24 protein-coding genes, 1 other RNA gene and 1 pseudogene are annotated in these 24,395 nt (G+C 62.9%); 10 read left to right on the top strand and 16 right to left on the bottom strand.

Annotated elements, in window-relative coordinates; all coding sequences use genetic code 11:
• The 5 genes and pseudogenes from M9955_05290 to M9955_05270 form a co-directional block, all read right to left on the bottom strand.
• Entirely contained in the window at positions 1 to 981 is a 981-nt protein-coding gene (locus M9955_05290) for an ABC transporter permease (protein MCO5081058.1), read from the bottom strand.
• Positions 982 to 1,050: 69 nt separating this feature from the next.
• Positions 1,051 to 2,037, bottom strand: coding sequence for a sugar ABC transporter substrate-binding protein (locus M9955_05285; GenBank protein MCO5081057.1), 987 nt, complete (start codon positions 2,035 to 2,037; stop codon positions 1,051 to 1,053).
• A gap of 36 nt (positions 2,038 to 2,073) precedes the next feature.
• Positions 2,074 to 3,273, bottom strand: coding sequence for a mandelate racemase/muconate lactonizing enzyme family protein (locus M9955_05280; protein MCO5081056.1), 1,200 nt, complete (start codon positions 3,271 to 3,273; stop codon positions 2,074 to 2,076).
• Between the two features lie 10 nt (positions 3,274 to 3,283).
• On the bottom strand, positions 3,284 to 3,985 hold the full coding sequence (locus M9955_05275) for a FadR family transcriptional regulator (GenBank protein ID MCO5081055.1): 702 nt from the start codon (positions 3,983 to 3,985) through the stop codon (positions 3,284 to 3,286).
• A gap of 110 nt (positions 3,986 to 4,095) precedes the next feature.
• Positions 4,096 to 4,860 (bottom strand): annotated as a pseudogene (locus M9955_05270) (glutamine amidotransferase).
• A 534-nt stretch (positions 4,861 to 5,394) separates the two neighbouring features.
• Here M9955_05270 and M9955_05265 point away from each other — a divergent pair.
• Complete coding sequence (locus M9955_05265; protein MCO5081054.1) at positions 5,395 to 6,330, top strand: hypothetical protein; 936 nt, start codon at positions 5,395 to 5,397, stop codon at positions 6,328 to 6,330.
• Between the two features lie 163 nt (positions 6,331 to 6,493).
• The gene (locus M9955_05260) at positions 6,494 to 6,925 is read left to right on the top strand and encodes a transcriptional repressor (GenBank protein MCO5081053.1); all 432 of its coding nucleotides are present in this window, start codon (positions 6,494 to 6,496) and stop codon (positions 6,923 to 6,925) included.
• Between the two features lie 7 nt (positions 6,926 to 6,932).
• Here the strand turns inward: M9955_05260 and M9955_05255 are convergent, their stop codons facing one another.
• The 4 genes from M9955_05255 to M9955_05240 are packed head-to-tail and all read right to left on the bottom strand — an operon-like array spanning position 6,933 to position 10,421.
• Positions 6,933 to 7,778, bottom strand: a complete 846-nt coding sequence (locus M9955_05255; protein ID MCO5081052.1) for a metal ABC transporter permease — start codon at positions 7,776 to 7,778, stop codon at positions 6,933 to 6,935.
• Entirely contained in the window at positions 7,775 to 8,635 is an 861-nt protein-coding gene (gene sitC / locus M9955_05250; protein ID MCO5081051.1) for an iron/manganese ABC transporter permease subunit SitC, read from the bottom strand. Before sitC ends, M9955_05255 begins: the two co-directional genes overlap by 4 nt.
• Positions 8,632 to 9,531 carry a manganese/iron ABC transporter ATP-binding protein gene (locus M9955_05245; GenBank protein MCO5081050.1) on the bottom strand — a complete coding sequence of 300 codons (900 nt, stop codon included), beginning with the start codon at positions 9,529 to 9,531 and terminating at the stop codon, positions 8,632 to 8,634. Before M9955_05245 ends, sitC begins: the two co-directional genes overlap by 4 nt.
• Positions 9,532 to 9,536: 5 nt before the next feature.
• Positions 9,537 to 10,421, bottom strand: coding sequence for a metal ABC transporter substrate-binding protein (locus M9955_05240; protein ID MCO5081049.1), 885 nt, complete (start codon positions 10,419 to 10,421; stop codon positions 9,537 to 9,539).
• Between the two features lie 300 nt (positions 10,422 to 10,721).
• On the opposite strand from M9955_05240, the gene M9955_05235 reads away from it, so the two are divergent.
• The gene (locus M9955_05235; protein ID MCO5081048.1) at positions 10,722 to 11,162 is read left to right on the top strand and encodes a MucR family transcriptional regulator; all 441 of its coding nucleotides are present in this window, start codon (positions 10,722 to 10,724) and stop codon (positions 11,160 to 11,162) included.
• A 166-nt stretch (positions 11,163 to 11,328) separates the two neighbouring features.
• A complete protein-coding gene (locus tag M9955_05230) occupies positions 11,329 to 12,381 on the top strand; it encodes a PAS domain S-box protein (protein ID MCO5081047.1) in 1,053 nt (350 codons plus the stop codon).
• Positions 12,382 to 12,393: 12 nt separating this feature from the next.
• On the opposite strand, the gene M9955_05225 is transcribed toward M9955_05230, so the two are convergent.
• From M9955_05225 to ccmA, 5 genes are all read right to left on the bottom strand, one after another.
• Entirely contained in the window at positions 12,394 to 12,984 is a 591-nt protein-coding gene (locus tag M9955_05225) for a DsbE family thiol:disulfide interchange protein (protein ID MCO5081046.1), read from the bottom strand.
• Positions 12,981 to 13,145 carry a heme exporter protein CcmD gene (gene ccmD / locus M9955_05220; GenBank protein MCO5081045.1) on the bottom strand — a complete coding sequence of 55 codons (165 nt, stop codon included), beginning with the start codon at positions 13,143 to 13,145 and terminating at the stop codon, positions 12,981 to 12,983. Before ccmD ends, M9955_05225 begins: the two co-directional genes overlap by 4 nt.
• Complete coding sequence (locus tag M9955_05215; protein MCO5081044.1) at positions 13,142 to 13,906, bottom strand: heme ABC transporter permease; 765 nt, start codon at positions 13,904 to 13,906, stop codon at positions 13,142 to 13,144. Before M9955_05215 ends, ccmD begins: the two co-directional genes overlap by 4 nt.
• A gap of 79 nt (positions 13,907 to 13,985) precedes the next feature.
• Positions 13,986 to 14,651 carry a heme exporter protein CcmB gene (ccmB, locus tag M9955_05210; GenBank protein MCO5081043.1) on the bottom strand — a complete coding sequence of 222 codons (666 nt, stop codon included), beginning with the start codon at positions 14,649 to 14,651 and terminating at the stop codon, positions 13,986 to 13,988.
• The gene (ccmA, locus tag M9955_05205; protein MCO5081042.1) at positions 14,645 to 15,259 is read right to left on the bottom strand and encodes a heme ABC exporter ATP-binding protein CcmA; all 615 of its coding nucleotides are present in this window, start codon (positions 15,257 to 15,259) and stop codon (positions 14,645 to 14,647) included. Before ccmA ends, ccmB begins: the two co-directional genes overlap by 7 nt.
• A 253-nt stretch (positions 15,260 to 15,512) precedes the next feature.
• Between ccmA and acnA the strand changes: the two genes are divergently transcribed.
• From acnA to M9955_05190, 3 genes are all read left to right on the top strand, one after another.
• Positions 15,513 to 18,215: an aconitate hydratase AcnA gene (gene acnA / locus M9955_05200; protein MCO5081041.1), complete on the top strand. Its 2,703-nt coding sequence runs from the start codon at positions 15,513 to 15,515 to the stop codon at positions 18,213 to 18,215.
• Positions 18,216 to 18,441: 226 nt separating this feature from the next.
• Entirely contained in the window at positions 18,442 to 19,185 is a 744-nt protein-coding gene (locus M9955_05195) for a thioredoxin family protein (GenBank protein ID MCO5081040.1), read from the top strand.
• A 362-nt stretch (positions 19,186 to 19,547) separates the two neighbouring features.
• Complete coding sequence (locus M9955_05190) at positions 19,548 to 19,934, top strand: DUF2794 domain-containing protein (GenBank protein MCO5081039.1); 387 nt, start codon at positions 19,548 to 19,550, stop codon at positions 19,932 to 19,934.
• A 38-nt stretch (positions 19,935 to 19,972) separates the two neighbouring features.
• Here the strand turns inward: M9955_05190 and ssrS are convergent.
• Positions 19,973 to 20,129: non-coding RNA, 6S RNA (gene ssrS / locus M9955_05185), on the bottom strand.
• A 136-nt stretch (positions 20,130 to 20,265) separates the two neighbouring features.
• Between ssrS and M9955_05180 the strand changes: the two genes are divergently transcribed.
• Positions 20,266 to 21,105 carry a MoxR family ATPase gene (locus tag M9955_05180; GenBank protein ID MCO5081038.1) on the top strand — a complete coding sequence of 280 codons (840 nt, stop codon included), beginning with the start codon at positions 20,266 to 20,268 and terminating at the stop codon, positions 21,103 to 21,105.
• A gap of 124 nt (positions 21,106 to 21,229) precedes the next feature.
• Here M9955_05180 and phaR read toward each other — a convergent pair whose 3' ends face one another.
• A complete protein-coding gene (gene phaR, locus M9955_05175; GenBank protein MCO5081037.1) occupies positions 21,230 to 21,838 on the bottom strand; it encodes a polyhydroxyalkanoate synthesis repressor PhaR in 609 nt (202 codons plus the stop codon).
• A 261-nt stretch (positions 21,839 to 22,099) separates the two neighbouring features.
• Here phaR and M9955_05170 point away from each other — a divergent pair, with 261 nt between their 5' ends.
• Together M9955_05170 and M9955_05165 are read left to right on the top strand one after the other, a co-directional pair.
• A complete protein-coding gene (locus M9955_05170; GenBank protein MCO5081036.1) occupies positions 22,100 to 23,287 on the top strand; it encodes an acetyl-CoA C-acetyltransferase in 1,188 nt (395 codons plus the stop codon).
• Between the two features lie 87 nt (positions 23,288 to 23,374).
• Positions 23,375 to 24,097 carry a beta-ketoacyl-ACP reductase gene (locus M9955_05165; protein MCO5081035.1) on the top strand — a complete coding sequence of 241 codons (723 nt, stop codon included), beginning with the start codon at positions 23,375 to 23,377 and terminating at the stop codon, positions 24,095 to 24,097.
• The last annotated feature ends 298 nt before the right edge of the window (positions 24,098 to 24,395 follow it).

Below are 24,395 nucleotides of genomic sequence, written 5' to 3'. Positions count from 1 at the left end.
TCACGTCTCCACCTTCATCGCGCGCGCTTTCTTGCGCAGCCATGCGTTGACGACCACGGCGAAGATGGTGAGAAGGCCGATCGCCATCTTGAACCAGTTGGCGTCGACCTGGCTCAGCACGAGGCCGTTGTCGATGACGCGGATAAGCGCTGCTCCGAGTATGCCGCCGAGGATGGTGCCGATGCCGCCGGCGAGCGACGCGCCGCCGATGACGGCGGCCGATACGGCCTGAAGTTCGAGCCCCTCGCCGATGGAGGGCAGCGGCGCACCGAGCCGCATGACCTGAATGGTGCCGGCGAAACCGGCGAGCACCGAGCAGATCATGAAGCAGGCGACCTTCACGCGCGCCGTGGGAATGCCCATGGATTGCGCGGCGGGAAGGAAGCCTCCGGTCGCCCGTACCCAGTTGCCGAAATTCGTCCGCGACAGAAGCACGGTGACCAGTATCGCCACCGCCAGGAACCAGAAGAACGACATGCGGAAAAGCTCACCCGGACCGACATAGACGGTGAAGAGCCAGCGGGGCAGCGCGTTCGCCGGGATGACCGGCGGAAAGCCGCCCGAGATCACCACCGTCAGCGACCGCGCCACGAACATCATGCCCAGTGTCGTGATGAAACTCGGTATGTTGAACTTGATCGTGACGAGCCCGTTGGCGAGGCCGACCAGCGCGGCGACGATGAGGCCCGCGATGAAAGCCGGCAGAAACGGCGTGCCGCCGGCTAGCAGAACGGCCATTGTCATCGGCGTCAACGCGAAGACGGAGCCGACGGAAAGATCGAACTCGCCGCAAATCATCAGCAGCGTGACGCCGATGGCGACCAGTCCCATTTCGGGCAGGAGACCAAGCATGCCGCGCAGGTTCTGCGCGCCGAGGAAGACGCCATTCGACCGGATCTGGAAGACGATAAGCAGGATGACGAGGAAAACGACTGCCGCCAGCTCCGGTTTCTCCAGGTAAATCTTCATCAAGCGCTTCATCGGTCACTCCGGTTCGGGGAAAGGGACGGCCGCGGCGGGATTGCGCCGCGGCCGCTCGCTTGCGGGGAGTTAGCGGACGCCCTGCGCCGCCAGTTCCTTGAGACGCGGCACGTCTTCCTTGACGATGATGCCCTTGCCGGTGTCTATGTCTGCCGGCAGCAGGCCGAAGTTCTTGGAAAGATAGGCTTCCATGACCGGCATGAAGCCCTGCATGTAAGGCTGCTGGTCGACCTGCACCTGGATATAGCCGGCCTCCATCTGGGTCAGCACCTCGGACACGATGTCGAAGCCGCCCATCAGCACCTTGCCGGGCTCCACGCCGCGATCGACGAGCACCTGAGCAACGTAAGCGTGCCAGAGACCGGTGTCGAAATAGACGGTCGTATCGGGGTTGGCCGACAGATAGGCGCCGACGCGATCGGCAACGACCGCGCCGTCCGTACCGGTGTCGAGGCGCTCGATCTTCACCTCACGTCCGGAATTGGCCGCCTTGAACTCCTCGAGGTACTTGATGATGCCGGCGGCGCGCTGCTCGGACCAGTTCTGGCCGGGCGCCGAGACGCCGACGACGGCCTTGATCGGACCTTCGGCGGGGAAGAATTCCGACATCTTCTTGCCGAGCTCGTAGCCGGCAGGGATGAAGCCCTGGCCGATAAAGGCCTGCCGCTCGTTGCCGGCCCCGCCTTCCGTGTCGTCGACATTGGTGGCGATGACGATGACGCCTGCCTTGCGCGCGTCGGCGATCGGCTGGTCGAAGGCGATGTTGTCGACGATCGACGTGATCAGCGCGTCCGGATTGGCGGCGAGCGCGGCCTGCATGTTCGCCTGCTGCTGGTCGATCGAGCCTTCCGTCTGCGTGAACACCATCTGGCAGTTCGCCTGGATCTTGGCGCAGGCGTCGTCAAAGCCTTTCTTCACCGCCTGCCAGAACGGATTCGACGCCGAGGAATGCACGGTGAAGGCGATGTTCATCGGCTCCTGTGCGCTCGCGGTGCCCGCAAAACCGGCTGCCAGCGCCGTGCCTGCGATCAGTGCTGCAAAAACCTGTCTTCTCATTCTCTCTCCTCCACTTTTGCGCCGTCGACCGTCGGGTCACGCCGCTTCGCTTGATCGGCGACGGACCGTATAGGCGCGGTCCATCTCCGGGTTCAGTTCCATTCCCAACCCGGCGCCGGGGGGAACAGTGATCATGCCATCCTTCACCTCCGGCAGCGCGGTCACCAGATCGCGATACCAGGTGCGATAGAAGGCACGTACGCTCTCCTGAACGAGCGCATTCGGTGCGTTGAGCGAAAGGTGCGTCGAGGCGCAGAGCACGACCGGGCCTGTGCAGTCATGCGGGGCGACAGGCAGATGCCATGCTTCCGCCATCGCGGCGATCTTGCGCGCCTCCGACAGGCCGCCGCACCATGCGACGTCGAGCATGACGATGCCGGCGGCGCCGGTTTCCAGAAGATCGCGGAACGCCCAGCGGGAGCCTAGCGTCTCCGAGGCGCAGATGGGAGCGGTGGAAACGTCCGCGTAGCGCTTCAGGCTGGACAGGCTGTCCATGCGGATCGGGTCTTCGTGCCAGAAAGTCCTGAAGGGCGTCAGTTCGCGGGCGATCTGCATGGCCGGCAGGAGCTGCCACATGGAATGGAACTCGACCATGATGTCCATGCGGTCACCCACCGCGGCGCGGATCTTTTCGAAAGGCGCCAGCGCCTGCCTGAGATCGGCACTCGAGATATACTGGCCGCGCGTCCTCTCGGCCGCCATGTCGAACGGCCAGATCTTCATCGCGCTTATGCCCTCCTCAAGGAGGGATTGCGCGAGTTCGTCGGCGCGGAAAAGGAAGCCGTTTAGATCGTCATAGCCGCTCCGGGCGGCGTCGAGACCGTAGTTCGCGGATGTCTGGCCGGTCGCCTTCTTGATGTATTCCGTACCGGCGCAGGTATTGTAGGTGCGGATGCTCCTGCGGCTGAACCCGCCGAGCAGCTGCGCGACGGGCTGGTCCGTCGCCTTGCCGAAAATGTCCCAGAGGGCAATGTCGAAAGCGGAATTGCCGCGCATCTCGACGCCGGTGGAGCGAAAGCCGAGGTAGCCGGTGAGGTCCTGCGCGAGAAGATCGATCTGCAGCGGATCGCGTCCGATGACGCGGGGCGCCACATATTCATGGAGATAGGCCTCGACCGTCTCGGCCATGAAGAAGGTTTCGCCGAGCCCCGTCAGCCCTTCATCCGTCCTTACATGGAGCCAGAGCAGGTTCGGCCGCTCCTCGATCCGGATCGTCTCTATGCCCGTAATCTTCATAGGTCGCCGCTCATGCTATGCCGGCCATGACAAGCGCCCTGACACTGCCGTCGAAATGCCTCGCCATGAGGTCAGACGCTCTCGCGGGCTCGCCGGCGGCGATCGCTTCGGCAAGCTCGCAATGGAGATCAAGCATGGCGATCTGTTCCGCCATGGACTGGCGGCTCTTCCAGCCGATCGGCCACGTCTGGCGCGTGACGCCGTCGAATGCGCCGACGATAAGGGTGAAAACCGGATTCTTGGCGGCCTTGGCGATCGTCAGATGGAAGGCGAGATCATGCTCCATGATGGCGGGTACGTCGTCGAGGCCTCCGCGCATCGCGCGGGCATGATCGAGGATGATACGGCCTTCCTCTCCGGTGCGCCTGAGCGCGGCGAGGGCGGCGGTCCGCATCTCGATGGTGCGCCGCACGTCGTAGATCTGCTGGATCGAAATCTGCTCGATATGTACGCCGTGCTGGATGACCGGCGACATGGCGCCATAGTCGAGTTCGGCGACGACGGCGCGCCGGCCTGCGCTCAAGCCGATCAGGCGCATCGCCGCCAGCGAACGGAAGGCCTCTCGAACGACGGTGCGCGACACGCCCATTTCACGCGAAAACTGGGATTCGCTCGGGAGCCGGTCGCCCGGCCCCAGATCGTTCACGCGGATATGCCGCGTGATAGCGTCGATCGTCTGGCTGACGAGGCTTTCGCCCGCCTCCTCCGGCATCTGCTCCAGCGATCTGCCCTCCCGTGCAGAGTGCTCAATCCTGTATGACAAGTTTGCGCACAATTGCACATAGGAGGTCAATTCCAGCGCTTGTCAAGCACCTGCCGGGTTCATTCCGACGCGGTCGCCCATGCGAGCATCTGCTCGAACAGGGATTTATAGCCGGACCATGCGCTGAACTCCGGCGGCAGCCAGTGCGGGCCGACATCGGACGTTCAGGCGACCGACCGTCCCTTTCCGTAGGTGCCGGTGACGAGCAGCGGCAGCGAATGATAATCGGCGGTGACCGTGGCCAGCACTTCCGCACCGTCCTTCACGGTCACTTCGTTGAAGCCGAGAAGAAGCGGCCAGTCCTTGCCAAGGCCTTTCAGGATCGGATGGTCCTGGCCCGTTACGACCGGCGCAAAGCCTTCAGGCACTTCGACGCGATCGTCCATGGGCATGCAGGTGACCGGGAGCACGTCCTCCACCGGGGTTCGGCGATAGCGCGCGCCGCCATTGATGCCCTGGAAGCTGTAGTAGCCGCCAAACATAAGCAGGCCGCCGCCCGCGCGAACATAATCGCGTATCAGTTTCAGCCGGTTGGGCGTCGGTTTCGAATGTATCCAGGTGTCAGGATGCAGAAGCAGCGTGTTGGCGCCGAGATCGGAAAGGACGACGGCGTCATAGGCGGAAAGCGCTTCCATCGTCTGCGGAAACTCGCGCTGTGCCTCATGCGCAGGCATGAATCTGACGTCGAAAGCCGATTGCCTGAGGGCTGAAAGGAGAGTGTCCGCGCCGGTATGGTAGGTAACCGTCGGAAATTGGTCGAAGCCCTTGATGTGCGTCGCCGTGGATACCCAGGATTCGCCGGCGAGCAGTATCTTCTTAGCCATTCATCGTCCTTTCCAATCTAGCGCCGGACCATGTCGGCTTCCGGCCTTCATACTCTTGCATTGCATCGGCGCCGACCCAAGGGGTCTCATGTCGACGCTTTCGACCGCGTGCCAGACGTGCGTCCGGTCACCTTCCCGTGACGCAGCGGAATTTCTTCTTAAAGTTGCGTCATGGTTGTGTAGAATGCGTCATTGATCGGGCCGTCCGGGGGGACAAGCTTGAACGCAATAGTTCCGGCAACTGCCCGCCAGCGGGCAATCGATCTCGCGCGTCTCGAACGTTATGTCGGGGTAGAACGGCCGCTGACTGCGCCCGAATATGTGTTTTCAAGCATAGGCATCACAGGACAGGCCCTCGCTCCTGCCTTCGTGGTCTTCGTGCTCGAAGGCGAAGGACCGGACTTCGACCAGGATTTCTGGCGCGGTGCGCTTGAAAGGGTCAGCGCGGTCAATCCGGGTTGCCGTCTCCGGCTGGTCGACAGGCTCGGACGTGCGCGCTGGGCCAAGGACGGCAAGCCGCCACGGCTGAGATTCGTGGAGCGGACCGACTGGGACGGCATGTCGGGGTCAGGCTCCGAATTCATATATGACGCAGTGATTTCACTGGAAAACGGACCGTGCACCGAGATCATCCTCGTCAACGAGTCGCCGCGCGGGCGACTCGTCATCCTGCGCACCTCGCATGCGGTGATGGACGGGCGGGGCGCACTTCATTTCATGGCGGAAATCTTCCGCGCCCTGCGCGGCGAAGCGCTGCTCGGCAGCAATACCGGGCTTGCCGGCGTCGATATCAAACGTACACTTACCTGTTCTAGGCCGGACGAACCGAAGATCGAAACAGACTGGCTGACCGGACCGCCACAGGGCAGCGACCGGGGTTTTGAATGGCGACGGATCGGCTTCCGGGCAAACGGGCGTAATCTTCTTGCCCGCCTCGCCGAGGCGCTGGCCAGGTATATGCACGGCCACAGCACGCTCCCGGCGCTGTTCACGATCCCCGTCGATCTTCGCCGGCACCTGCCCGGCTTGCTGGCGACCACGAACTGCACCGGTCAGTTGCGGGTGGCGCTCGACAAGGGTGAAGACGCTGCCGATTTCCGGCGCAAGCTGGACACCATGTTGCAGGCACGTATGGAGGCCTACCCGCGACGTGGGGCCTGGATAATAGGACTGCTGCCACGCCGCTTGATCGATCGCTTGACGATGCGGGCGGTGCTCCGGACGAAGTGGCCGTTCCAGACGGCCGTCATATCGACGCTCGGCCGAATAGATCCTGACGAATACAGTTTTGACGGATTTCGCCTTCGCAGTTGTCTTCCGGTCCCGTTTCCGGGGGTCACCCTGGTGGCCGTCGCAAGCGTCAGGGATCGGCTGGACCTTGTCGTCACCATGCCGAAGATGTTTTCGAGCAACGGCCGGCTCGACGACCTGCTGGATCATCTGCAAACGAGTCTCTCGGACCGAGACTGAAGTTCCGGCGAAGTCCGGTCCGGCATGTGCTTCCGGCACGAAGTTCCAGTCCAGACATGCGCTTTTGCATTTGCGGCGCATCCGCGATAGCAACACGCTGCTGCTCGCGGTCCTTCTCGCCGCGATCTGACCACGGGTGGGCGAGGCCCCGGAGAACTGGCGAATGCCTCAGGAAAAGAACATCATCGCGCGATGCAAGGAGTTCGGTCTGCGCGTGACCGGACCCCGCCGCGTCATCATACGGGTGCTGTCGGATTCGAGCGACCACCCCGACGCGGTCGAACTGCACCGCCGGGTCACCGCTATCGAGCCCACCATTTCGCTTGCGACAGTGTATCGAACGGTCAACCTCCTGCGCGAGAAGGGCATTCTGGAGCGTCACACCTTTGGCGACGGGCGCGCACGATACGAGACGGCGCCGCACGAACATCACGATCATCTGATCGACGTGGAAACCGGCGATGTCGTCGAGTTCCAGTCCGAGGAGATCGAGCGGCTGCAGGAAGAGATCGCCCGCAAGCACGGCTTTTCCATCGTCAGCCACAAGCTGGAAATCTATGTGCGGCGGTTGAAGAAGCGCGGGGCCGCGCGATAGCGGCCGGTCATCCCGTTTCGCTTGTTTTGACGCTGCCGGTGCGCACCGCGGTAACGACAAAGGCTGCGACAAACAGGAGCGCCAGCAGCAGCACGATGGTGGGCGCCGGCGCGCTGTCGATGAAAAAGGAGAGATAGACGCCGAGGAGCGAGGCGACGACGGCGATGACGACGGACAGCGCCAGCATGGCCCCGAACCTTTTCGTAAGCAGGAAAGCGATCGCCCCGGGTGCCACCAGCATGGCGATGGCGAGGATGATGCCCACCGCCTTCAGCGCGCCGACGATTGCGAGCGAGATCAGGCAGAGCAGGCCGTAGTGCAGCAGGCCGACGCTGAGCCCGACCGCCTTCGCCTGTGCCGGATCGAAGGCGTGCAGCAGGAAATCCCGCCACTTGATGCCCAATATGCCGGCCGTGATCGCGGCGATGATCGCCGTCTCGGCTATGTCGCGGAGCCCGATGCCCAGCATGTCGCCGAACAATATATGATCGAGATGCACGTCGGACTGGATCTTGACGTAGAGCACCAGACCGAGCCCGAACATGCCCGAAAAGACGATGCCCATCACCGTATCCTGCTTGATGCGGCTGTTGTCCTTGAGGAAACCCGTCGCGACGGCGCAGAAGATTCCGGCCACGAAGGCACCGACCGCATAGGGCAGGCCGACGATATAGGCGACGACGACACCCGGGAACACGGCGTGGCTGATGGCGTCGCCCATAAGCGACCAGCCTTTCAGCACGAGGAAGCAGGAGAGCATGGCGGTCGGTATGGCGACCAGCGCCGAGATGATCAGTGCGTTGATCATGAAGCCGAACTGGAACGGAGCGAGAAGGGTCTCGACAATGCTCATGTCGGTGTCTCCAGCGTCTCCGCAGCCCGCCGGCGCGCGGCGATCATCCCGTGTTTCGGCGCGAAGAAGAAAGCGATCAGGAATATCATAGTCTGAAGCACAACGATGATGCCGCCGGTCGCGCCGTCAAGGAAATAGCTGGCATAGGCGCCGACGAAGCTGGTGGCCGCGCCGATGGCGACGGCGATCACCAGCAGGCGCGGAAAGCGGTCGGTGAGCAGATAGGCCGTCGCTCCCGGCGTCACCACCATGCAGATGACGAGGAAGGCGCCGACGGTCTGGAGCGCGGCGACCGTCGAGGCGGACAGGAGCGTGAAGAACATCACCTTGAGCGCGGTCGGATTGAGCCCGATCGAGCGGGCGTGGCTCTCGTCGAAGAAGACGACCATCAGATCCTTCCATTTGACCAGCAGGATGGCCAACGAGACGAAGCCGATGACGGCAAGCTGCAGCGTATCCTCCGGCGTGATGGCGAGGATGTTGCCGAGCACGATGGTCTGGATGTTCACCGAAGTGGGCGACAGCGACACCATGAACAGGCCGAGGCCGAAGAAGGAAGAGAAGATCAGGCCGATGATGGCGTCTTCCTTCAGCTTGGTGCGCTGGTTGAGGAAGAGCATGACGGCGGCGGCAAGACCACCTGAGAAAAATGCGCCGATCGAGAAGGGAAGGCCGAGCATATAGGCTCCGGCGACGCCCGGCACGATGGAATGGGAGAGCGCGTCGCCGATCAGCGACCAGCCTTTCAGCATCAGATAACAGGAGAGGAAGGCGCAGACGCCGCCGACGAGCGCCGACACCCACATGGCGTTGACCATGTACTGATAGCCGAAGGGCTCGGCGAGCAGTTCGATCATCTGCCGTCTTCCCGCCGCTTGTGCTGCATGTCGCCATGCTCGCCATAAAAGACGAGCGGACGCTCGTCGTCGGTGAGGACGGCGAGACGGCGGCGATCGTCATCGTCATGCAGGCCTGAACCGCCAAGCACGAAATGGCGCAGCACGCCGCCAAAAGCCTTTTCGAGATTGGCCTGAGTGAAGGTCTCCTGCGTGGTGCCGTAAGCAAGGACGGTGTTTTTCAGGAGCACGGTGCGGTCGCAGAATTCAGGGACGCTGCCGAGATTGTGGGTGGAGACCAGCATCACCCGGCCCTCGTCGCGCAATGCGCGCAGAAGGTCGATGATGGCGTCCTCGGTCTTGACGTCGACGCCGGTGAAGGGCTCGTCGAGCAGGATCACGCGGCCATCCTGCGCCAGAGCCCGGGCTAGGAAGACGCGTTTCTTCTGGCCGCCCGACAATTCGCCGATCTGTCTTTTGCGATACTCGCTCATGCCGACGCGTTCGAGCGCTGCCGAAACCGCCTCGCGGTCGGCTGCGCGCGGGATGCGCATCATGTTCATATGGCCGTAGCGGCCCATCATGACGACATCCTCGACCAGAACCGGAAAGTTCCAGTCGACCTCCTCGGCCTGCGGGACATAGGCGACGAGGTTCCTGCGCAGCGCTTCCGCCACCGGCATGCCGAGCACGCGGATTTCGCCGCGCGCCAGTCGCACGAAGCCCATGATCGCCTTGAAAAGCGTTGACTTGCCCGATCCGTTCACGCCGACCAGCGCGGTGATGGTGCCGGTGGGAATGGCGAAGCTCGCATCGCGCAGAGCCGTCAGGCCGTTGCGGTAGGTCACCGATGCCCTTTCGACCAGAATGCCGGAGCCGGCATCGGTCGAAATCGCGTTCACCGGCGCGTCGGGCATCAGCATCATTTCGAAAGACCTTCCGTCAGCCCCTTGACGATCGTGTCGGCGGTAACGCGCAGGAGATCCAGATAGGTCGGCACCGGGCCGTCTGCCTCGCTCAGCGAATCGACGTAGAGAACGCCGCCATAGTGCGCGCCGGTTTCCCGCGCCACCTGCCGCGCCGGCTTGTCGGAAATGGTGCTTTCGCTGAAGACGGCGACGATGCCGTTCTCGCGCACCGCGTCGATGACCTTGCGCACCTGCTGCGGCGTGCCCTGCTGGTCGGCGTTGATCGGCCAGAGATAGAGCTCCTTCAGCCCAAAATCCCGGGCCAGGTAGCTGAAGGCGCCTTCGCTGGAGACCAGCCAGCGCTTGTCTTCAGGGATCTTGTCGAGTTCGGCGCGGATCGGATCGATGACCGCCGTGATCTTCGCCTTGTAGGCTTCCGCGTTGGCCTTGTAGGTTTCCGCGTTCGCCGGATCGTGCTCGACGAAGGCGTCGCGGATGTTGTCGACATAGATCAGCGCGTTCTGTGGCGACATCCATGCATGCGGGTTCGGCTTGCCTGAATATGGACCTTCCGAAATCCCCATGGGCTCGATGCCTTCGGTCAGCACCACGCCCGGGACGTCGCGCAGATTCTGGAAGAATTTCTCGAACCAGAGTTCGAGGTTGAGGCCGTTCCAGAAGACAAGCTGCGCGCCCTGTGCCCGTTTGATGTCACCGGGCGTCGGCGCGTAATTGTGGATTTCCGCGCCGGGCTTCGTGATCGACTCCACGATCGCCGCGTCGCCGGCGACGTTCTTGGCCATGTCGGCGATGACGGTGAAGGTGGTCGCAGCCTTGAATTTATCCTGCGCGGCAGCAGGAAATAGTCCAACGGCCGGGACAACCACGGCGGTCGCCATGCCTGCAATCACGGTGCGTCTGGTCATGTCTGTCATATGCGCTTCCTGGGCATCGTTAATCACGGCAACTGCCGCGATCGGCATCGGGAGGTTATTCTTTATCTGCAATTGCGACTGAATTGCAATAAGAGAATTCGTATCTTATGCGACCTCCCGCAGAGGCGGTGGTGTCCCGCAGGGACTCTCCGCCAGGATAGAAATTCAATTGGCCCAACGTCTGGAATGACGAAGACTCATAAGTGCGCTTGCATTTTTCCGGTTTGCAAGTAGAGCGATAAGCATTTGGAGCATTGAGAAACTATGACCGACAAGCTTTTGCAGCGTACCGCCGAAATTGTAAGCGCGTACGTCAAGAACAATCGCATCCCGATGGGTGAATTATCCAGTGTGGTCTCCGACGTCAGCGCGGCGCTAAGCCGGCTTTCGACCCCGGTCCAGCCGGAAGCGGAAAAGCCCGTCCCCGCCGTCAACCCGAAGCGTTCGGTCTTCCCGGATCACATCGTCTGTCTCGACGATGGCCTGAAATTCAAATCGCTGAAGCGCCATCTGATGACCAGTCATGGCATCACGCCGGAGCAGTATCGCGAGAAATGGGGCCTGCCGTCCGATTATCCGATGGTCGCGCCGAATTATGCCGCGCAACGCTCCGAACTGGCGCGGAAAATCGGCCTCGGGCGAAAGCCGGAGCCGGAGCCGGAGCCGGTGAAGAAGAAAACGCGGACGCGTCGGAAAACAGCATAAATCCGGTTGGCGTGGGGTTTTTGCGCGCTATCTGAGCAATTTGCGGGATTTCAGCGGCCTTTCGGTCGCAAATCGGTATACCGGGAACCGAACGAACGCTAACCTGTTGGTGAGCTGCGGACGCTGTGCCGCTGCATGGCAAAACAGAAGCCGCCGGAGAAGCGAGTTGTCACAAGGGGAACGCAAGGGCGAGGTCAGCGGCGTTCCGCAAGCACCCGAATACGACGCGGACGGCCGTTTGGCGGCGATCATCGACTCCTCTTTCGATGCGATCGTCGCAAAAGACCTCAACAGCATCGTCACCGACTGGAACCGCGCCGCGGAACAGCTGTTCGGCTATACCGCCGAGGAAATGATCGGCAATTCCATTCTGCTGCTCATCCCGCCAGGCTTGCAGGGCGAGGAAACGGACATCATAGACCGCGTCCGGCGGGGCGAGCGTGTCGCGAGCTACGAGACCACGAGACGGCGGAAGGACGGTACGCTCGTTCCGGTTTCGCTGACCGTCTCGCCGATCCGCAACCGGCATGGCGAGATCATCGGCGCCTCAAAGATCGCGCGCGACATCACGGCCGCCAAGGAGAGCGAACGCCGCATCAAGACGCTGATGCGCGAAGTCAACCATCGCGTGAAGAACCAGTTCGCGGTGATCCTGTCGATGGTGCGCGAGACCAGCAAGCGATCGAAGGACCCGCGCGAATTCGAGGATCATATCCGTGACCGCATCATGGCGCTGTCCCGTTCGCATGATCTGCTGGTCACGTCCGAATGGTCGGGCACCAGTCTTTTCGATCTCATCCAGGAGCATTTGCGACCTTTCGGCCATGAGTCCCGCATTTCCTTGTCGGGACCTCTGCTGACCCTCTTGCCGACCGCGGTCCAGCATCTCGGAATGGCCTTCCACGAACTCGGCACCAATTCGTCGAAGTTCGGCGCGCTGTCGGAGAATGCCGGCCAGATCAATATCGACTGGCGCATCGTCGCGGACGACGCCCGCGAGCCGCAGATGGAACTGGTCTGGGACGAAACCTCCGTGGCGCAGGCGGATACGGGTTCACCACGGTCGGGATTCGGCAGCGTGGTGCTGCAACGTGTCGCACCGCAGTCGCTGAGCGGCAAGGCGACGCTTGAGCGTGTGCCGGGGCATCTCAGATGGACGCTGACGGCGCCCTGTGAACATGCGATCGTCCAGCCGGTGGCCGACGACCGGCTGGCCTGAGCGCATCCGCCGTCATTTCGCGGCCAGCGCCTTTTCGATGACCGGCATCAACTCCGTTGCGACCGCCTGGGGACTCAACGGTCCGACATGACGGTGGAGGATTTTGCTGTCGCGGCCGACGACATAGGTTTCCGGCACGCCATAGACGCCCCAGTCGATGGCGGCGCGGCCCGTTTCATCGACACCGATCGCGCCGTAGGGATTGCCGAGATCGCCAAGGAAGCGCCGCGCATTTTCCGGCTTGTCCTTGTAGTTCAGTCCGGTGATGCCGAAACGTCCATCCTGCGAGAGGCCGAGCAGAACCGGATGCTCCTCGCGGCATGGAGCGCACCAGGATGCCCAGACATTGACCAGCGTGACCTTGCCGCCGAAATCGGCCGAGGAAAGGCCCGGCAGGTTCGTGCCTTCCAGCGGAGGCAGTTCGGTCACGGGCGCGGCCTGACCGATCAGAGCCGAGGGAACGACGGAAATATCGCGGCCGGAAAGAAGCTGCGCCAGAAAGATAGCCGTGAGACCGGCGAAGATCAGCAGCGGCAGCAGCACCAGAAAAACGCGGCGGCGCGGGGACGCCGAAGCCTCGGGTACGTTTGTGTCCGCGCTCATGGCTGCGCGGCGTCCGAGCGGCGGCGGATGCCGCGTGCTTCCAGTTCCGCGAGATCGCGCCGGCGGCCCCTGTGATCGATCACGATCCATCCGATCGTGATCAGGAGCGCAAGCGCCGAAAGGCCATAGGCGGCCATCACATAGAGGCCGTGGGCGCTCATGCGCCATGCTCCGCGCGCCGCGCCGCGACCCGCTGCATGGCCGCGACCCGGCGGCGCCAGATCTCCGTCCGCATGGCGGCGAGATGCAGCGTGAAGAAAAGTAGCGTGAAACCGAGCGCCATGACGAGCAGCGGCCACAGCAGGCTGGAATGGATCGTCGGCCCGTCGAGCCGCATCACCGAGGCCGGCTGGTGCAGCGTATTCCACCACTCCACCGAGAATTTGATGATCGGGATGTTCACGAATCCCACCAGCGTGATGACGGCCGCCGCCCGCGCGGAGCGCGCCGGATCGTCCAGCGCCCGTGTCAGCGCGATCAGGCCGAGATACATCACGAAGAGAATGAAGACGGAGGTCAGCCGCGCGTCCCAGACCCACCAGGTGCCCCACATGGGCTTGCCCCAGATCGAGCCGGTGAGAAGCGACAGGGCGGTGAAGACGGCGCCGATCGGTGCCGCGGCCTTGAGCGACACGTCGGCCAGCGGATGCCGCCAGACCAGCGTGCCGAGCGCCGCGACCGCCATGATCGAATAGCACATCATCGCAATCCAGGCGAACGGCACATGGATATACATGATGCGGACGGTGATGCCCTGCTGGTAATCCTCGGGCGCCGCGAAGGATATATAGACTCCGGCCGCCAGCGCCAACGCAGCAAGGCCCGCCAGCCATGGAATGATGCGATCCGCCAGCGCCACGAAACGCGTCGGATTGGCGATGTCTGTCCAGCTTCTGGCCGGTATGGAAGCGGCGTCGCTCATGATCGCCTACATAGAACGCGGCATGGCGGTCTGCAATTGACACAGATCATACGGCGGCGTCAGCTTTTCGTGACGCGCGTCAGTCCGCCGACCATCTCAGCGCCGCGGCCGCGGCGACAGGCCCGATGACGGCCAGCACCAGCGTCAGCGCCGAGAGCATCAGGAAAGGCTGCAGGAAAGGCTGGGGATCGGCAACCGCGCCATAGCTTGCAGATACGCCGAAAATGAGCACCGGCACCACCAGCGGCAGGATGAGCACGGAGATCAGCAGTCCGCCGCGCGGCAGGGCCACGGCAACCGCCGCACCCGCGGCGCCGACGAAGGTGATCGCGGGCGTGCCGATCAGAAGGGTTAGCGTGGTGGCGCCGATGCCGAGCGGTTCCATGTTCATCAGAAGCCCGAACAAGGGCGCGGCGACGACGAGCGGCAAGGCCATCGCCGTCCAGTGGGCGAGACATTTGGCGAGCACGGTCAGCGGCAGCATATGCCTGTCGGCAGCGAGGATCAGCAAATCCAGCGAGCCGTCCTCGCGGTCCGCCTGAAATAGCCGGTCGAGGCCGAGCAGCGAGGCGAGCAATGCGCCGATCCAGAGGATGGCAGGCCCGATGCGCGCGAGCAGATTGAGGTCCGGCCCGATGCCGAAGGGAATGGTTGCGACCACGGCGAGAAAGAACAACATGCCGATCAGCGCCCCGCCACCGGCGCGAAAACCCAGGCGCAGGTCGCGAAGGAAAAGGGCTAGCATCCGGAAGCGGCCCCCAATCTCAGTTCCTTCGCATCCTCCACGCCCAGCGGCAGATGCGTCGCGGCCAGCACGATGCCGCCGGCGCCGCAATGCCGGGCGATGAGTTCGCCGACCCTTGCTTCGGATGCCTTGTCGAGGCCCGCGGTGGGCTCGTCCATCAGCCATATCGGACGATGGCTGACCAGCAGCTTGGCAAGCGAAACGCGGCGTTTCTGGCCGGTCGAGAGGTAGCCGAAAGGAAGGTGCGTGATGCTCGCCAGACCTACTTCCGCCAGAGCGTCCGATATGCCCAATCGCGGCTCGCCGTTGAAACTCCGCCAGAATTCGAGATTCTCGCGCACGGTGAGCGCCGTCTTCATCGCATTCTGATGACCGAGATAGTGGCATGCCGCGGCGGGCGCCGGCCATGCCTCGCCACCGTCCGGAATTTCTATGTTTCCGGCCGCCACCGGAAGCAAACCGGCGATCACCCGCAGCAGCGTCGATTTGCCCGCCCCATTGGGGCCGGTAACGATCAGTGTCTCGCCCGCCCCAAGCGTGAAGCTGATACCCGAGAATATCAGCTCGCCACCTCGCTCTCCCGCCAGATTTTCGGCGACCAGCCGCATACTTGTCCTGTTCCGCCTGCGCGTTGCGCCGCAGCAAAATTGCCTTCCCACCGTCTAGAACTATTCCAGGAAATTCTCTATAGGCTGGGACACCATGCCAGCGGTCGGCGTGGCCACCGAACAGCACCGGGGAAAAGGGCTTGGGCCCGATTGTCCGGCTGCTCGGGAGCGGACAGCGGAAATGGCCGTACCCGCACCTAGCGCGTGATTGCATGCCCAGGAGTCCGTTCCCGCTTAGGCAGAACAGACCAGAATGGGATCGCACGTGACAAAATCACTCGACAGTTACAGTTGCCGCAGGACGCTGAAGGTCGGCGATGCGGAATATGTCTATTTCAACCTGATCGAGGCCGAGAAGAACGGCCTCACCGGAGTGTCGCAACTGCCCTTCTCCATGAAGGTGCTGCTTGAGAACCTGCTGCGCAACGAGGATGGCCGCTCCGTCACCAAGGACGCGATCAAGGCGGTCGCCGACTGGCTGACCGACAAGGGCAAGGCGGGCGTCGAGATCGCGTACCGCCCGGCCCGCGTCCTCATGCAGGATTTTACCGGCGTCCCGGCCGTCGTCGACCTTGCGGCCATGCGCGACGGCATCAAGGCGCTGGGCGGCGATCCTGAGAAGATCAACCCGCTGGTTCCGGTTGACCTCGTCATCGACCATTCGGTCATCGTCGATGAATTCGGTACGCCGATGGCCTTCGCCCGCAATGTGGAACTCGAATACGAGCGCAACGAGGAGCGCTACAAGTTCCTCAAGTGGGGCCAGCAGGCGTTTCGCAATTTCCGCGTCGTGCCGCCCGGCACCGGCATCTGCCACCAGGTCAATCTCGAATATCTCGGCCAGGTCGTCTGGACCAATGTCGAGGACGACGAAACGGTCGCCTATCCGGACACCTGCGTAGGCACCGACTCGCACACCACCATGATCAACGGTCTCGGCGTGCTGGGCTGGGGCGTCGGCGGCATCGAGGCCGAGGCGGCCATGCTCGGTCAGCCGGTCTCCATGCTGCTGCCGGAGGTGATCGGCTTCCGCCTCACCGGCAGACTGAAGGAAGGCGTCACCGCGACCGACCTCGTGCTCACCGTCACGCAGATGCTGCGCAAGAAGGGCGTCGTCGGCAAGTTCGTCGAGTTCTTCGGTCCAGGCCTCTCCAACATGACGCTGGCCGACCGCGCAACCATCGGCAACATGGCGCCGGAATACGGCGCGACCTGTGGCTTCTTCCCTGTCGATTCGGAGACGATCCGCTACCTGACCATGTCCGGGCGCAGCGATTCCCGCATCGCGCTGGTCGAGGCCTATTCCAGGGCTCAGGGCATGTGGCGCGAGGACGGTTCAGCCGATCCGGTGTTCACCGATCTTCTCGAACTCGACCTCGAAAGCGTGGTGCCGTCGATGGCGGGTCCGAAGCGCCCCGAAGGCCGCGTGCCTCTCGAGGACGTCGCCGCCGGCTTCGAGGCCGCGCTGGAGAAGGAGTATCGCCGCATCGAGGACTACGGCAAGCGCTATGCCGTGGAGGGCGAGGATTTCGACATCGGCCATGGCGACGTGGCGATCGCGGCCATCACCTCCTGCACCAACACGTCGAATCCGTCGGTGCTGATCGGCGCGGGCCTGCTCGCGCGCAACGCCAACCGTTTGGGCCTCAAGCAGAAGCCGTGGGTGAAGACCTCGCTCGCGCCCGGTAGTCAGGTGGTTGCGGAGTATCTTGAAAAGGCGGGCCTCCAGAAGGAACTCGACAAGATCGGTTTCAATCTGGTGGGCTTCGGCTGCACCACCTGCATCGGCAATTCCGGTCCGCTGCCGGCGCCGATCTCCAAGACGATCAACGACAAGGCGCTGATCGCGGCGGCGGTGCTTTCGGGCAACCGCAACTTCGAGGGCCGCGTGTCGCCCGACGTGCAGGCGAACTATCTTGCGTCGCCGCCGCTGGTCGTCGCCTACGCGCTGGCGGGCACGGTGACCAAGGACCTCACCAAGGAACCGATCGGCGAGGACCGCAACGGGAAACCGGTCTATCTGCGCGACATCTGGCCGACCTCGGCGGAGATACACGACTTCGTTGCGAAAAACGTCACCCGTGAGCTTTTCGCCCGCAAGTATGCCGACGTGTTCAAGGGCGACGAGCACTGGCAGGCCGTGCAGGCTCCCTCCGGCCAGACCTATGCGTGGGACGACAATTCGACCTATGTGCAGAATCCGCCCTATTTCGCCGGTATGGCCAAGCGGTTCGGTTCGATCGGCGACATCAAGGGCGCGCGCGTGCTCGGCCTTTTCGGCGACAAGATCACGACCGACCACATCTCGCCGGCCGGCTCGATCAAGGCAGCGTCCCCTGCCGGCAAGTACCTGATCGACCATGGCGTCGGCGTCGCCGACTTCAACCAGTACGGCACGCGGCGCGGCAATCATGAGGTGATGATGCGCGGCACCTTCGCCAACATCCGCATCCGCAACCACATGCTGGGCGAGAACGGCCGTGAAGGCGGCTACACGATCCACTATCCCTCGAAGGAGGAGATGTCGATCTACGACGCGGCCATGGAGTACAAGAGGGAAGGCGTGCCGCTGGTGATCTTCGCCGGCGTGGAGTACGGCAACGGCTCCTCGCGCGACTGGGCGGCCAAGGGCACCAACCTGCTCGGCGTGCGCGCGGTCATCGCCCAGTCCTTCGAGCGTATCCATCGGTCGAATCTCGTCGGTATGGGCATCATCCCCTTCGTCTTCGAAGAGGGCGATTCCTGGCGCTCGCTCGGGCTGAAGGGCGACGAGATCGTCGAGATCGACGGGCTGGAAACCATCAGGCCGCGGCAGAAGATGGTAGCGAAGGTGACGATGGGCGACGGTTCGGTGAAGAACATCCCCATCCTCTGCCGCATCGATACGCTGGACGAGCTGGATTACTTCAAGAACGGCGGCATCCTGCAATACGTGCTGCGCGACCTCGCCGCCTGACCCTCAGAATATGGCCGGCGGATGCTTCTGCAACCGCCGGCCGATTTCCGATCATTGTGACTTTGTCTCACCCTAACGTGACTTTTCATCGCGTCCGGGCTCTGACAAACCTTCGGCTGCTAGGAAGAAAAATGCCGGGCAGGAACCCGGAGAGCTGACTTTCGTCATGAATATTCGCGGCCTTATCGCGCGCGCTCTGTGCGCGCCCGGAGCCTCCAGATCGGCTATGACTGCGCTCGCCGCAGCGGCGGGTGTTCTCTTGGTAGGCCCCGCGAGCGCGGAAGAAAAACCGGGCGCGCCGCGCGGCGTCATCGAGCTTTTCACCAGCCAGGGCTGCAGTTCTTGCCCGCCGGCCGACCGCGTGCTTTCCGACATGGTCGAGCAGGGCGATGTCGTGGCGCTCGCCTATCACGTCGACTACTGGGACTATCTCGGCTGGAAGGACACTTTTGCGACGGCCGAGAACACCGCCCGGCAGTACGAATATATGAAAGCCTTCAAGGCGCAGTCCGTCTACACGCCGCAGGCCGTCATCAACGGGCGCAGGCACGTCAACGGAGCCAGCCGCATCGACATCGACAAGGTGCTTGACGAACTGAAAGGCACGCCGGAAGGGCTGAGCGTCGAGGTAAAGGCGAGCCGCCGGGGCTCCAGCCTGATGATCGAGGCCGACGCGGCGAGCGAGCGGCCGAACGAGGCCGAGGTGGTGATCGTCTATTTCGATCCCCCGACGCCGATCCAGATCGATCGCGGCGAAAACACCGGCAAGACCGTAACCTACTGGAACGCCGTGACTGGCATACAGATTGCCGGCATGTGGCATGGCAAGTCGACCAGTTTCGAGTTGCCGATGCGCGAGATCGCCAGGAAGGGCGCCGGCGGATGCGCGGTGCTGCTGCAATCGGTGAATGCCGACGGTTCGCCGGGGGCCATACTCGGCGCTGCGATCGTGCGCGAGATGCAGAACTGACCCGCGAACGAAAAAGCCGGCGTCAGCCATGCTGACACCGGCCAAGACTTTGGGATCGTCGCTCCCGGTCCCTTTTCGAGACCGAGGTTGGTTCGATCCGACGCAGACCCGTGGGCGGGGGGCTTGGGGTTTACGAGCCGGTGCCGGACCGAACCGTCTCAGGCAACGAGGGTAAGTTCGTCGGACATTGCGGCTTGAGGTAGGATAAATCGCGGCAGCAATGTGGCGGCGGTTCACCAATTCCTACGAAATGTTTCCAAATGTTACTGGACGTGATCGCGACTCACGTCACGCCTTGGCGCTTGCAATTGCCAGCGGATCACTTCACCCTGTCACAGGGTTGTCACAAGGACTTTTTGCCGATGATAGATCGTGGCGGGGGTACGGAGGATAGGGACGAATCCGCAATATTGATCCCGTTCCCCGAGACCCGCCGAGAGAGGCTCGAGCTTCCGGTGTCGTTCGACCGACGGGAACTGGATCAGATCCTCAGACTCTACGGCCGAATGGTGGCCGCGAACGAATGGCGGGACTACGCCATCGACCAGCTTCGGGACCGCGCGGTGTTTTCCGTGTTCCGGCGCACCAGCGAAACGCCGCTCTTCCAGATCGTCAAGAATCCCTCGCTCGCCCGCAAGCAGGGCGCGTATTCGGTCATCTCCGCCGGCGGCACCGTACTGAAGCGCGGTCACGAGCTTTCGCGCGTTCTGGAAGTATTCGACAAGGCGCTGAAGCTGGTGAAGGCGTGAGGGAGTGACCGCAGAACGGGCCTTGTGATCCGCAAAGGTGACGATCCAGACAACCGGTGGAGAGATCGATCCCGGGAACCTACAAAGTAGGTGGGCGCCATATGCCCGAACCCACGGGTCCGGACAGGGACAGCTCCCTTAGAGATCGATAAGGCCCCGGGGATAAGTTACGCCTGCCGGGAAGCCCAGACCGTCGACACCCAATATAATCCTTGGAGGAGCGCTTCGCCAGCGGACATTTTGCATGTCCGTCCGCTTCCATTTTCCGGATGCTATGGCTTGCGCCAGCCGCGAGCGCTCCGTAATCAGCTTCTGCAACGGGAAAGACGATATGCGCTTCGAAGGAACGGCGGCCTATGTCGCCGACAAGGATTTGATGGTCGCCGTCAATGCGGCGATCGCGCTGGAGCGACCGCTTCTGGTCAAGGGCGAACCCGGCACCGGCAAGACCGAACTGGCGCGGCAGGTGGCCGCGGCGCTGGGGCTCGACCTCATAGAATGGCACGTGAAATCAACGACGAAGGCCCAGCAGGGTCTCTACGAATACGATGCCGTCAGCCGCCTGCGCGACAGCCAACTCGGCGATGAGCGCTTCAACGACATCCGGAACTACATCAAGCGCGGCAAGCTCTGGGACGCCTTTGCCGCGGACCGCAAGGTCGTGCTCCTGATCGACGAGATCGACAAGGCCGACATCGAGTTCCCGAACGACCTGTTGCAGGAACTCGATCGGATGGAATTCTTCGTCTACGAGACCGGCGAGACGATCCGCGCCGCGCAGCGCCCGATCGTCATCATCACCTCCAACAACGAGAAGGAACTGCCGGACGCCTTCCTGCGCCGCTGCTTCTTTCATTATATACGGTTCCCGGACGCGGACACTTTGCAGAAGATCGTCGACGTCCACTATCCCGGCATCAAGCAGAATCTGGTGCGGGCCGCCTTGACGCAGTTCTACGAGATCCGCGACGTGCCGGGTCTCAAGAAGAAGCCGTCAACCTCCGAGGCGCTGGACTGGATACGGCTGCTCGTGGCTGACGACATCGCGCCGGAGGATTTGCGCGCCGATCCCCGGAACATGCTGCCGAAATTGCACGGAGCCCTGCTCAAGAACGAGCAGGACGTGCACCTGTTCGAAAGGCTGGCCTTCATGGCGAGACGGCAGGGGTAGGCGGGATTCGGCGGCGGGATTAAAGTCCGCGCGGTCTTCGACGCTCCAGCCCTTGCTATGGCTCCGGGCGTTCGTCGCTAAAATCGATCCACTGGATCGATTTTTCGGCTGCGCCGAACGCTCCTCACCCCATGGAATCGATCTTGCGCTGCATCGCGGCGATCTGGTCCTTGAGTTGCCGCAGGTCGTCGGACTTGTCTGCGCCCTCGTGCTGCGGCTGCGCATCGGCCGGCGTCTCCCGCGCGCCTCCCGACGGCGGAAACGGCGTGAACATGCGCATGGCGTTCTGGAACATCTCGATGTTGCGCCGCGTCTGCTCTTCCAGCGCCTTCATCGGCGAGGCCATGTTCATCATCTCCATGGGCGACTTGCCCATGGCCTGTTTCATCTGCTCGCGAAAACGCTCCTGTTCCTTGGAGAAGGCGATCATCGACTGTTCGAGGAAGCTCGGCACGATCATCTGCATCTGGTCGCCGTAGAAGGCGATGAGCTGCCGCAGGAACGGGATCGGCAGCATATTCTGGCCTTCCTTGTTCTCCAGCTCGAAGATGATCTGCGTAAGCACCGGATGGGTGATGTCGTCGCCAGTCTTGGCGTCCTGGACGGTGAAGTCCTCGCCCTTCTTGACCATGTCGGCCAGGTCTTCGAGCGTCACATAGGTGCTGGTACCAGTATTGTAGAGCCGGCGATTGGCGTATTTCTTTATCACCACCGGTTCATCCTTGACGGCCATCGGCTTCCTCCCTGGTGGCCCGCCGCAAATGCTCGGCGAGGGACGCATCCGACAGGATATGCGCAAAACAGTTTTGATTCCAAGCGCTTTGTGCAGTGCGGAAGCGTCGAAGCGCTCGTCATATATCACGTGGCCGGCAAGTCGTCCCCCGCAGGCGCATACTGCTACCATTTCCGGTTTGACTTAGGTTTTGGAAATGGCCAAGAAACAAGGCTGTCAGCCGCGGCAACCCGCCGGCCGCGCCGAATTCTGGAGATGATCATGTCCGCTTCCAACTCAATCGTGGTAGTCAGCGCCGCCCGCACGCCGGTCGGTTCCTTCAACGGCGCCTTCGCCAATACGCCGGCGCATGAACTCGGCGCGATTGCCATCAAGGAAGCGCTCAAGCGGGCCGGTGTGGACGCCAAGGAGGTGGACGAAGTGATCCTCGGCCAGATCCTCACGGCCGGTCAGGGCCAGAATCCGGCGCGGCAGGCGGCACGCGCCGCCGGTATTCCGGACGAGAAGACGGCATGGGGTCTCAACCAGCTCTGCGGCTCGGGCCTGCGCACAATCGCAGTCGGGATGCAGCAAATCCTGACCGGCGACGCCACGATCATCGTGGCCGGCGGCCAGGAATCGATGTCCATGGCGCCGCATGCGCAACACCTGCGCGCCGGCACCAAGATGGGCGACCTCAAGCTGATCGACACCATGATCAAGGACGGCCTGACCGACGCCTTTTACGGCTATCATATGGGCAACACGGCCGAGAACGTCGCGCGCCAGTGGCAGCTCACGCGCGACGAGCAGGATCAGTTCGCGGTGCGGTCGCAGAACAAGGCGGAAGCCGCGCAGAAGGCCGGCAAGTTCAAGGACGAGATCGTGCCGGTGACGATCTCCACCCGCAAGGGCGACACCATCGTCGATCAGGACGAGTATATCCGCCATGGCGCCACCATCGAGGCGATGGCGAAGCTTCGCCCGGCCTTCGACAAGGAAGGCACCGTGACCGCAGCCAACGCTTCCGGCATCAATGACGGAGCCGCCGCCGTCGTGCTGATGACCGAGGCGGAAGCCGCCAAGCGCGGCCTAGCGCCGCTGGTCCGCGTCGTCTCCTGGGCGACCGCCGGCGTCGATCCGCAGATCATGGGCACCGGTCCGATCCCTGCTTCGCGCAAGGCGTTGCAGAAGGCGGGCTGGAAGGTCGAGGACCTCGATCTGGTCGAGGCCAACGAGGCTTTTGCGGCGCAGGCCTGCGCGGTCAACAAGGACATGGGCTGGAACCCGGACATCGTCAACGTCAATGGCGGCGCGATCGCCATCGGCCATCCGGTCGGCGCTTCGGGAGCGCGCATCTTCAACACGCTGGTCTACGAGATGAAGCGCAGCGGCGCGAAGAAGGGCCTCGCGACTCTCTGCATCGGCGGCGGCATGGGCGTCGCCATGTGCGTGGAATCGATGAACTAGGGTGAGCGGTTATCCGTGAACAGTGAACTGCGTGCCAGCCGGGCAAATGCCGTTCACTGCTCACCTTCACTATCGGGAGGGAATAGCATGGCACGTGTTGCACTGGTTACTGGCGGTTCGCGTGGCATCGGCGCGGCGATCTCCATCGCGCTGAAGGATGCCGGCTACAAGGTCGCGGCGAACTATGCCGGCAATGACGAGGCGGCGCAGAAATTCACCGCGGACACCGGCATCACGACCTACAAGTGGTCGGTGGCCGACTACGACGCCTGCGCCGCCGGCATCGCCAAGGTTGAGGCCGATCTCGGCCCGGTGGACGTGCTGGTCAACAATGCCGGCATCACCCGTGACTCCATGTTCCACAAGATGACGCGCGAGCAGTGGAACGAGGTGATCGGCACCAACCTCAACGGCGTCTTCAACATGACGCATCCGCTCTGGACCGGCATGCGGGATCGCAAGTTCGGCCGCGTCATCACCATCTCCTCGATCAACGGCCAGAAGGGCCAGATGGGGCAGGCGAATTACTCCGCATCGAAAGCCGGCGATATCGGTTTCACCAAGGCGCTGGCGCAGGAGGGCGCGCGCGCCGGCATCACGGTCAATGTCATCTGCCCCGGCTATATCGGCACCGACATGGTGATGGCTGTCCCGGAGAAAGTGCGTGAATCCATCGTTGCCCAGATTCCGGTCGGCCGGCTGGGCGAACCTGCCGAAATCGCGCGTTGTGTGGTGTTCCTGGCTTCCGACGAGGCCGGTTTCATCACCGGCTCGACCATTTCGGCCAATGGCGGCCAGTACTTCGCCTGACCAGGAGACGCCGGAACGGCGCCGCCTCCACGCGAGGGGCGGACGCCTGCGGTGAGCAGGCGGCAGCAACGGGTATTCGCGCATAGTCGGCGATTTTGTGCATCTAGGATTTGCGTTCGATCCTGTTTCGCCAGCTATATGTAGCCGTGAACGGATCGTGAATCAGCGTGAGTCAGCGATTCGTCGCCGATTCGTTCGGGACTCGTTCCGGATTCGCTTTCGATATTTTGCTTCCGTTTTTGCGCGCCTGTCCCTATCTCTCGGAAGACGCATCCGGCCCGCCCTGCCGGAAAGCCGT

It is taken from the genome of Rhizobiaceae bacterium (genome assembly GCA_023953845.1).
Classification (GTDB): domain Bacteria; phylum Pseudomonadota; class Alphaproteobacteria; order Rhizobiales; family Rhizobiaceae; genus Arvimicrobium.
Note: the sequence above shows the minus strand (reverse complement) of the source record. Positions and strands in the feature narration are given on the sequence as shown.

Bases quoted from the DNA above. Each gene is read 5' to 3' on its own strand.
- M9955_05170 (MCO5081036.1), top strand. From the start codon at position 22,100: ATGTCCGCTTCCAACTCAATCGTGGTAGTCAGCGCCGCCCGCACGCCG.
- M9955_05275 (MCO5081055.1), bottom strand. From the start codon at position 3,985: ATGCCGGAGGAGGCGGGCGAAAGCCTCGTCAGCCAGACGATCGACGCT.
- M9955_05260 (MCO5081053.1), top strand. From the start codon at position 6,494: ATGCCTCAGGAAAAGAACATCATCGCGCGATGCAAGGAGTTCGGTCTG.
- ccmB (MCO5081043.1), bottom strand. From the start codon at position 14,651: ATGCTAGCCCTTTTCCTTCGCGACCTGCGCCTGGGTTTTCGCGCCGGT.
- M9955_05195 (MCO5081040.1), top strand. From the start codon at position 18,442: ATGACTGCGCTCGCCGCAGCGGCGGGTGTTCTCTTGGTAGGCCCCGCG.
- M9955_05285 (MCO5081057.1), bottom strand. From the start codon at position 2,037: ATGAGAAGACAGGTTTTTGCAGCACTGATCGCAGGCACGGCGCTGGCA.
- M9955_05280 (MCO5081056.1), bottom strand. From the start codon at position 3,273: ATGAAGATTACGGGCATAGAGACGATCCGGATCGAGGAGCGGCCGAAC.
- M9955_05255 (MCO5081052.1), bottom strand. From the start codon at position 7,778: ATGAGCATTGTCGAGACCCTTCTCGCTCCGTTCCAGTTCGGCTTCATG.
- M9955_05245 (MCO5081050.1), bottom strand. From the start codon at position 9,531: ATGCCCGACGCGCCGGTGAACGCGATTTCGACCGATGCCGGCTCCGGC.
- ccmD (MCO5081045.1), bottom strand. From the start codon at position 13,145: ATGAGCGCCCACGGCCTCTATGTGATGGCCGCCTATGGCCTTTCGGCG.
- M9955_05240 (MCO5081049.1), bottom strand. From the start codon at position 10,421: ATGGCGACCGCCGTGGTTGTCCCGGCCGTTGGACTATTTCCTGCTGCC.
- phaR (MCO5081037.1), bottom strand. From the start codon at position 21,838: ATGGCCGTCAAGGATGAACCGGTGGTGATAAAGAAATACGCCAATCGC.
- M9955_05215 (MCO5081044.1), bottom strand. From the start codon at position 13,906: ATGAGCGACGCCGCTTCCATACCGGCCAGAAGCTGGACAGACATCGCC.
- M9955_05290 (MCO5081058.1), bottom strand. From the start codon at position 981: ATGAAGCGCTTGATGAAGATTTACCTGGAGAAACCGGAGCTGGCGGCA.
- M9955_05225 (MCO5081046.1), bottom strand. From the start codon at position 12,984: ATGAGCGCGGACACAAACGTACCCGAGGCTTCGGCGTCCCCGCGCCGC.
- acnA (MCO5081041.1), top strand. From the start codon at position 15,513: ATGGGATCGCACGTGACAAAATCACTCGACAGTTACAGTTGCCGCAGG.
- M9955_05190 (MCO5081039.1), top strand. From the start codon at position 19,548: ATGATAGATCGTGGCGGGGGTACGGAGGATAGGGACGAATCCGCAATA.
- sitC (MCO5081051.1), bottom strand. From the start codon at position 8,635: ATGATCGAACTGCTCGCCGAGCCCTTCGGCTATCAGTACATGGTCAAC.
- M9955_05235 (MCO5081048.1), top strand. From the start codon at position 10,722: ATGACCGACAAGCTTTTGCAGCGTACCGCCGAAATTGTAAGCGCGTAC.
- ccmA (MCO5081042.1), bottom strand. From the start codon at position 15,259: ATGCGGCTGGTCGCCGAAAATCTGGCGGGAGAGCGAGGTGGCGAGCTG.
- M9955_05165 (MCO5081035.1), top strand. From the start codon at position 23,375: ATGGCACGTGTTGCACTGGTTACTGGCGGTTCGCGTGGCATCGGCGCG.
- M9955_05180 (MCO5081038.1), top strand. From the start codon at position 20,266: ATGCGCTTCGAAGGAACGGCGGCCTATGTCGCCGACAAGGATTTGATG.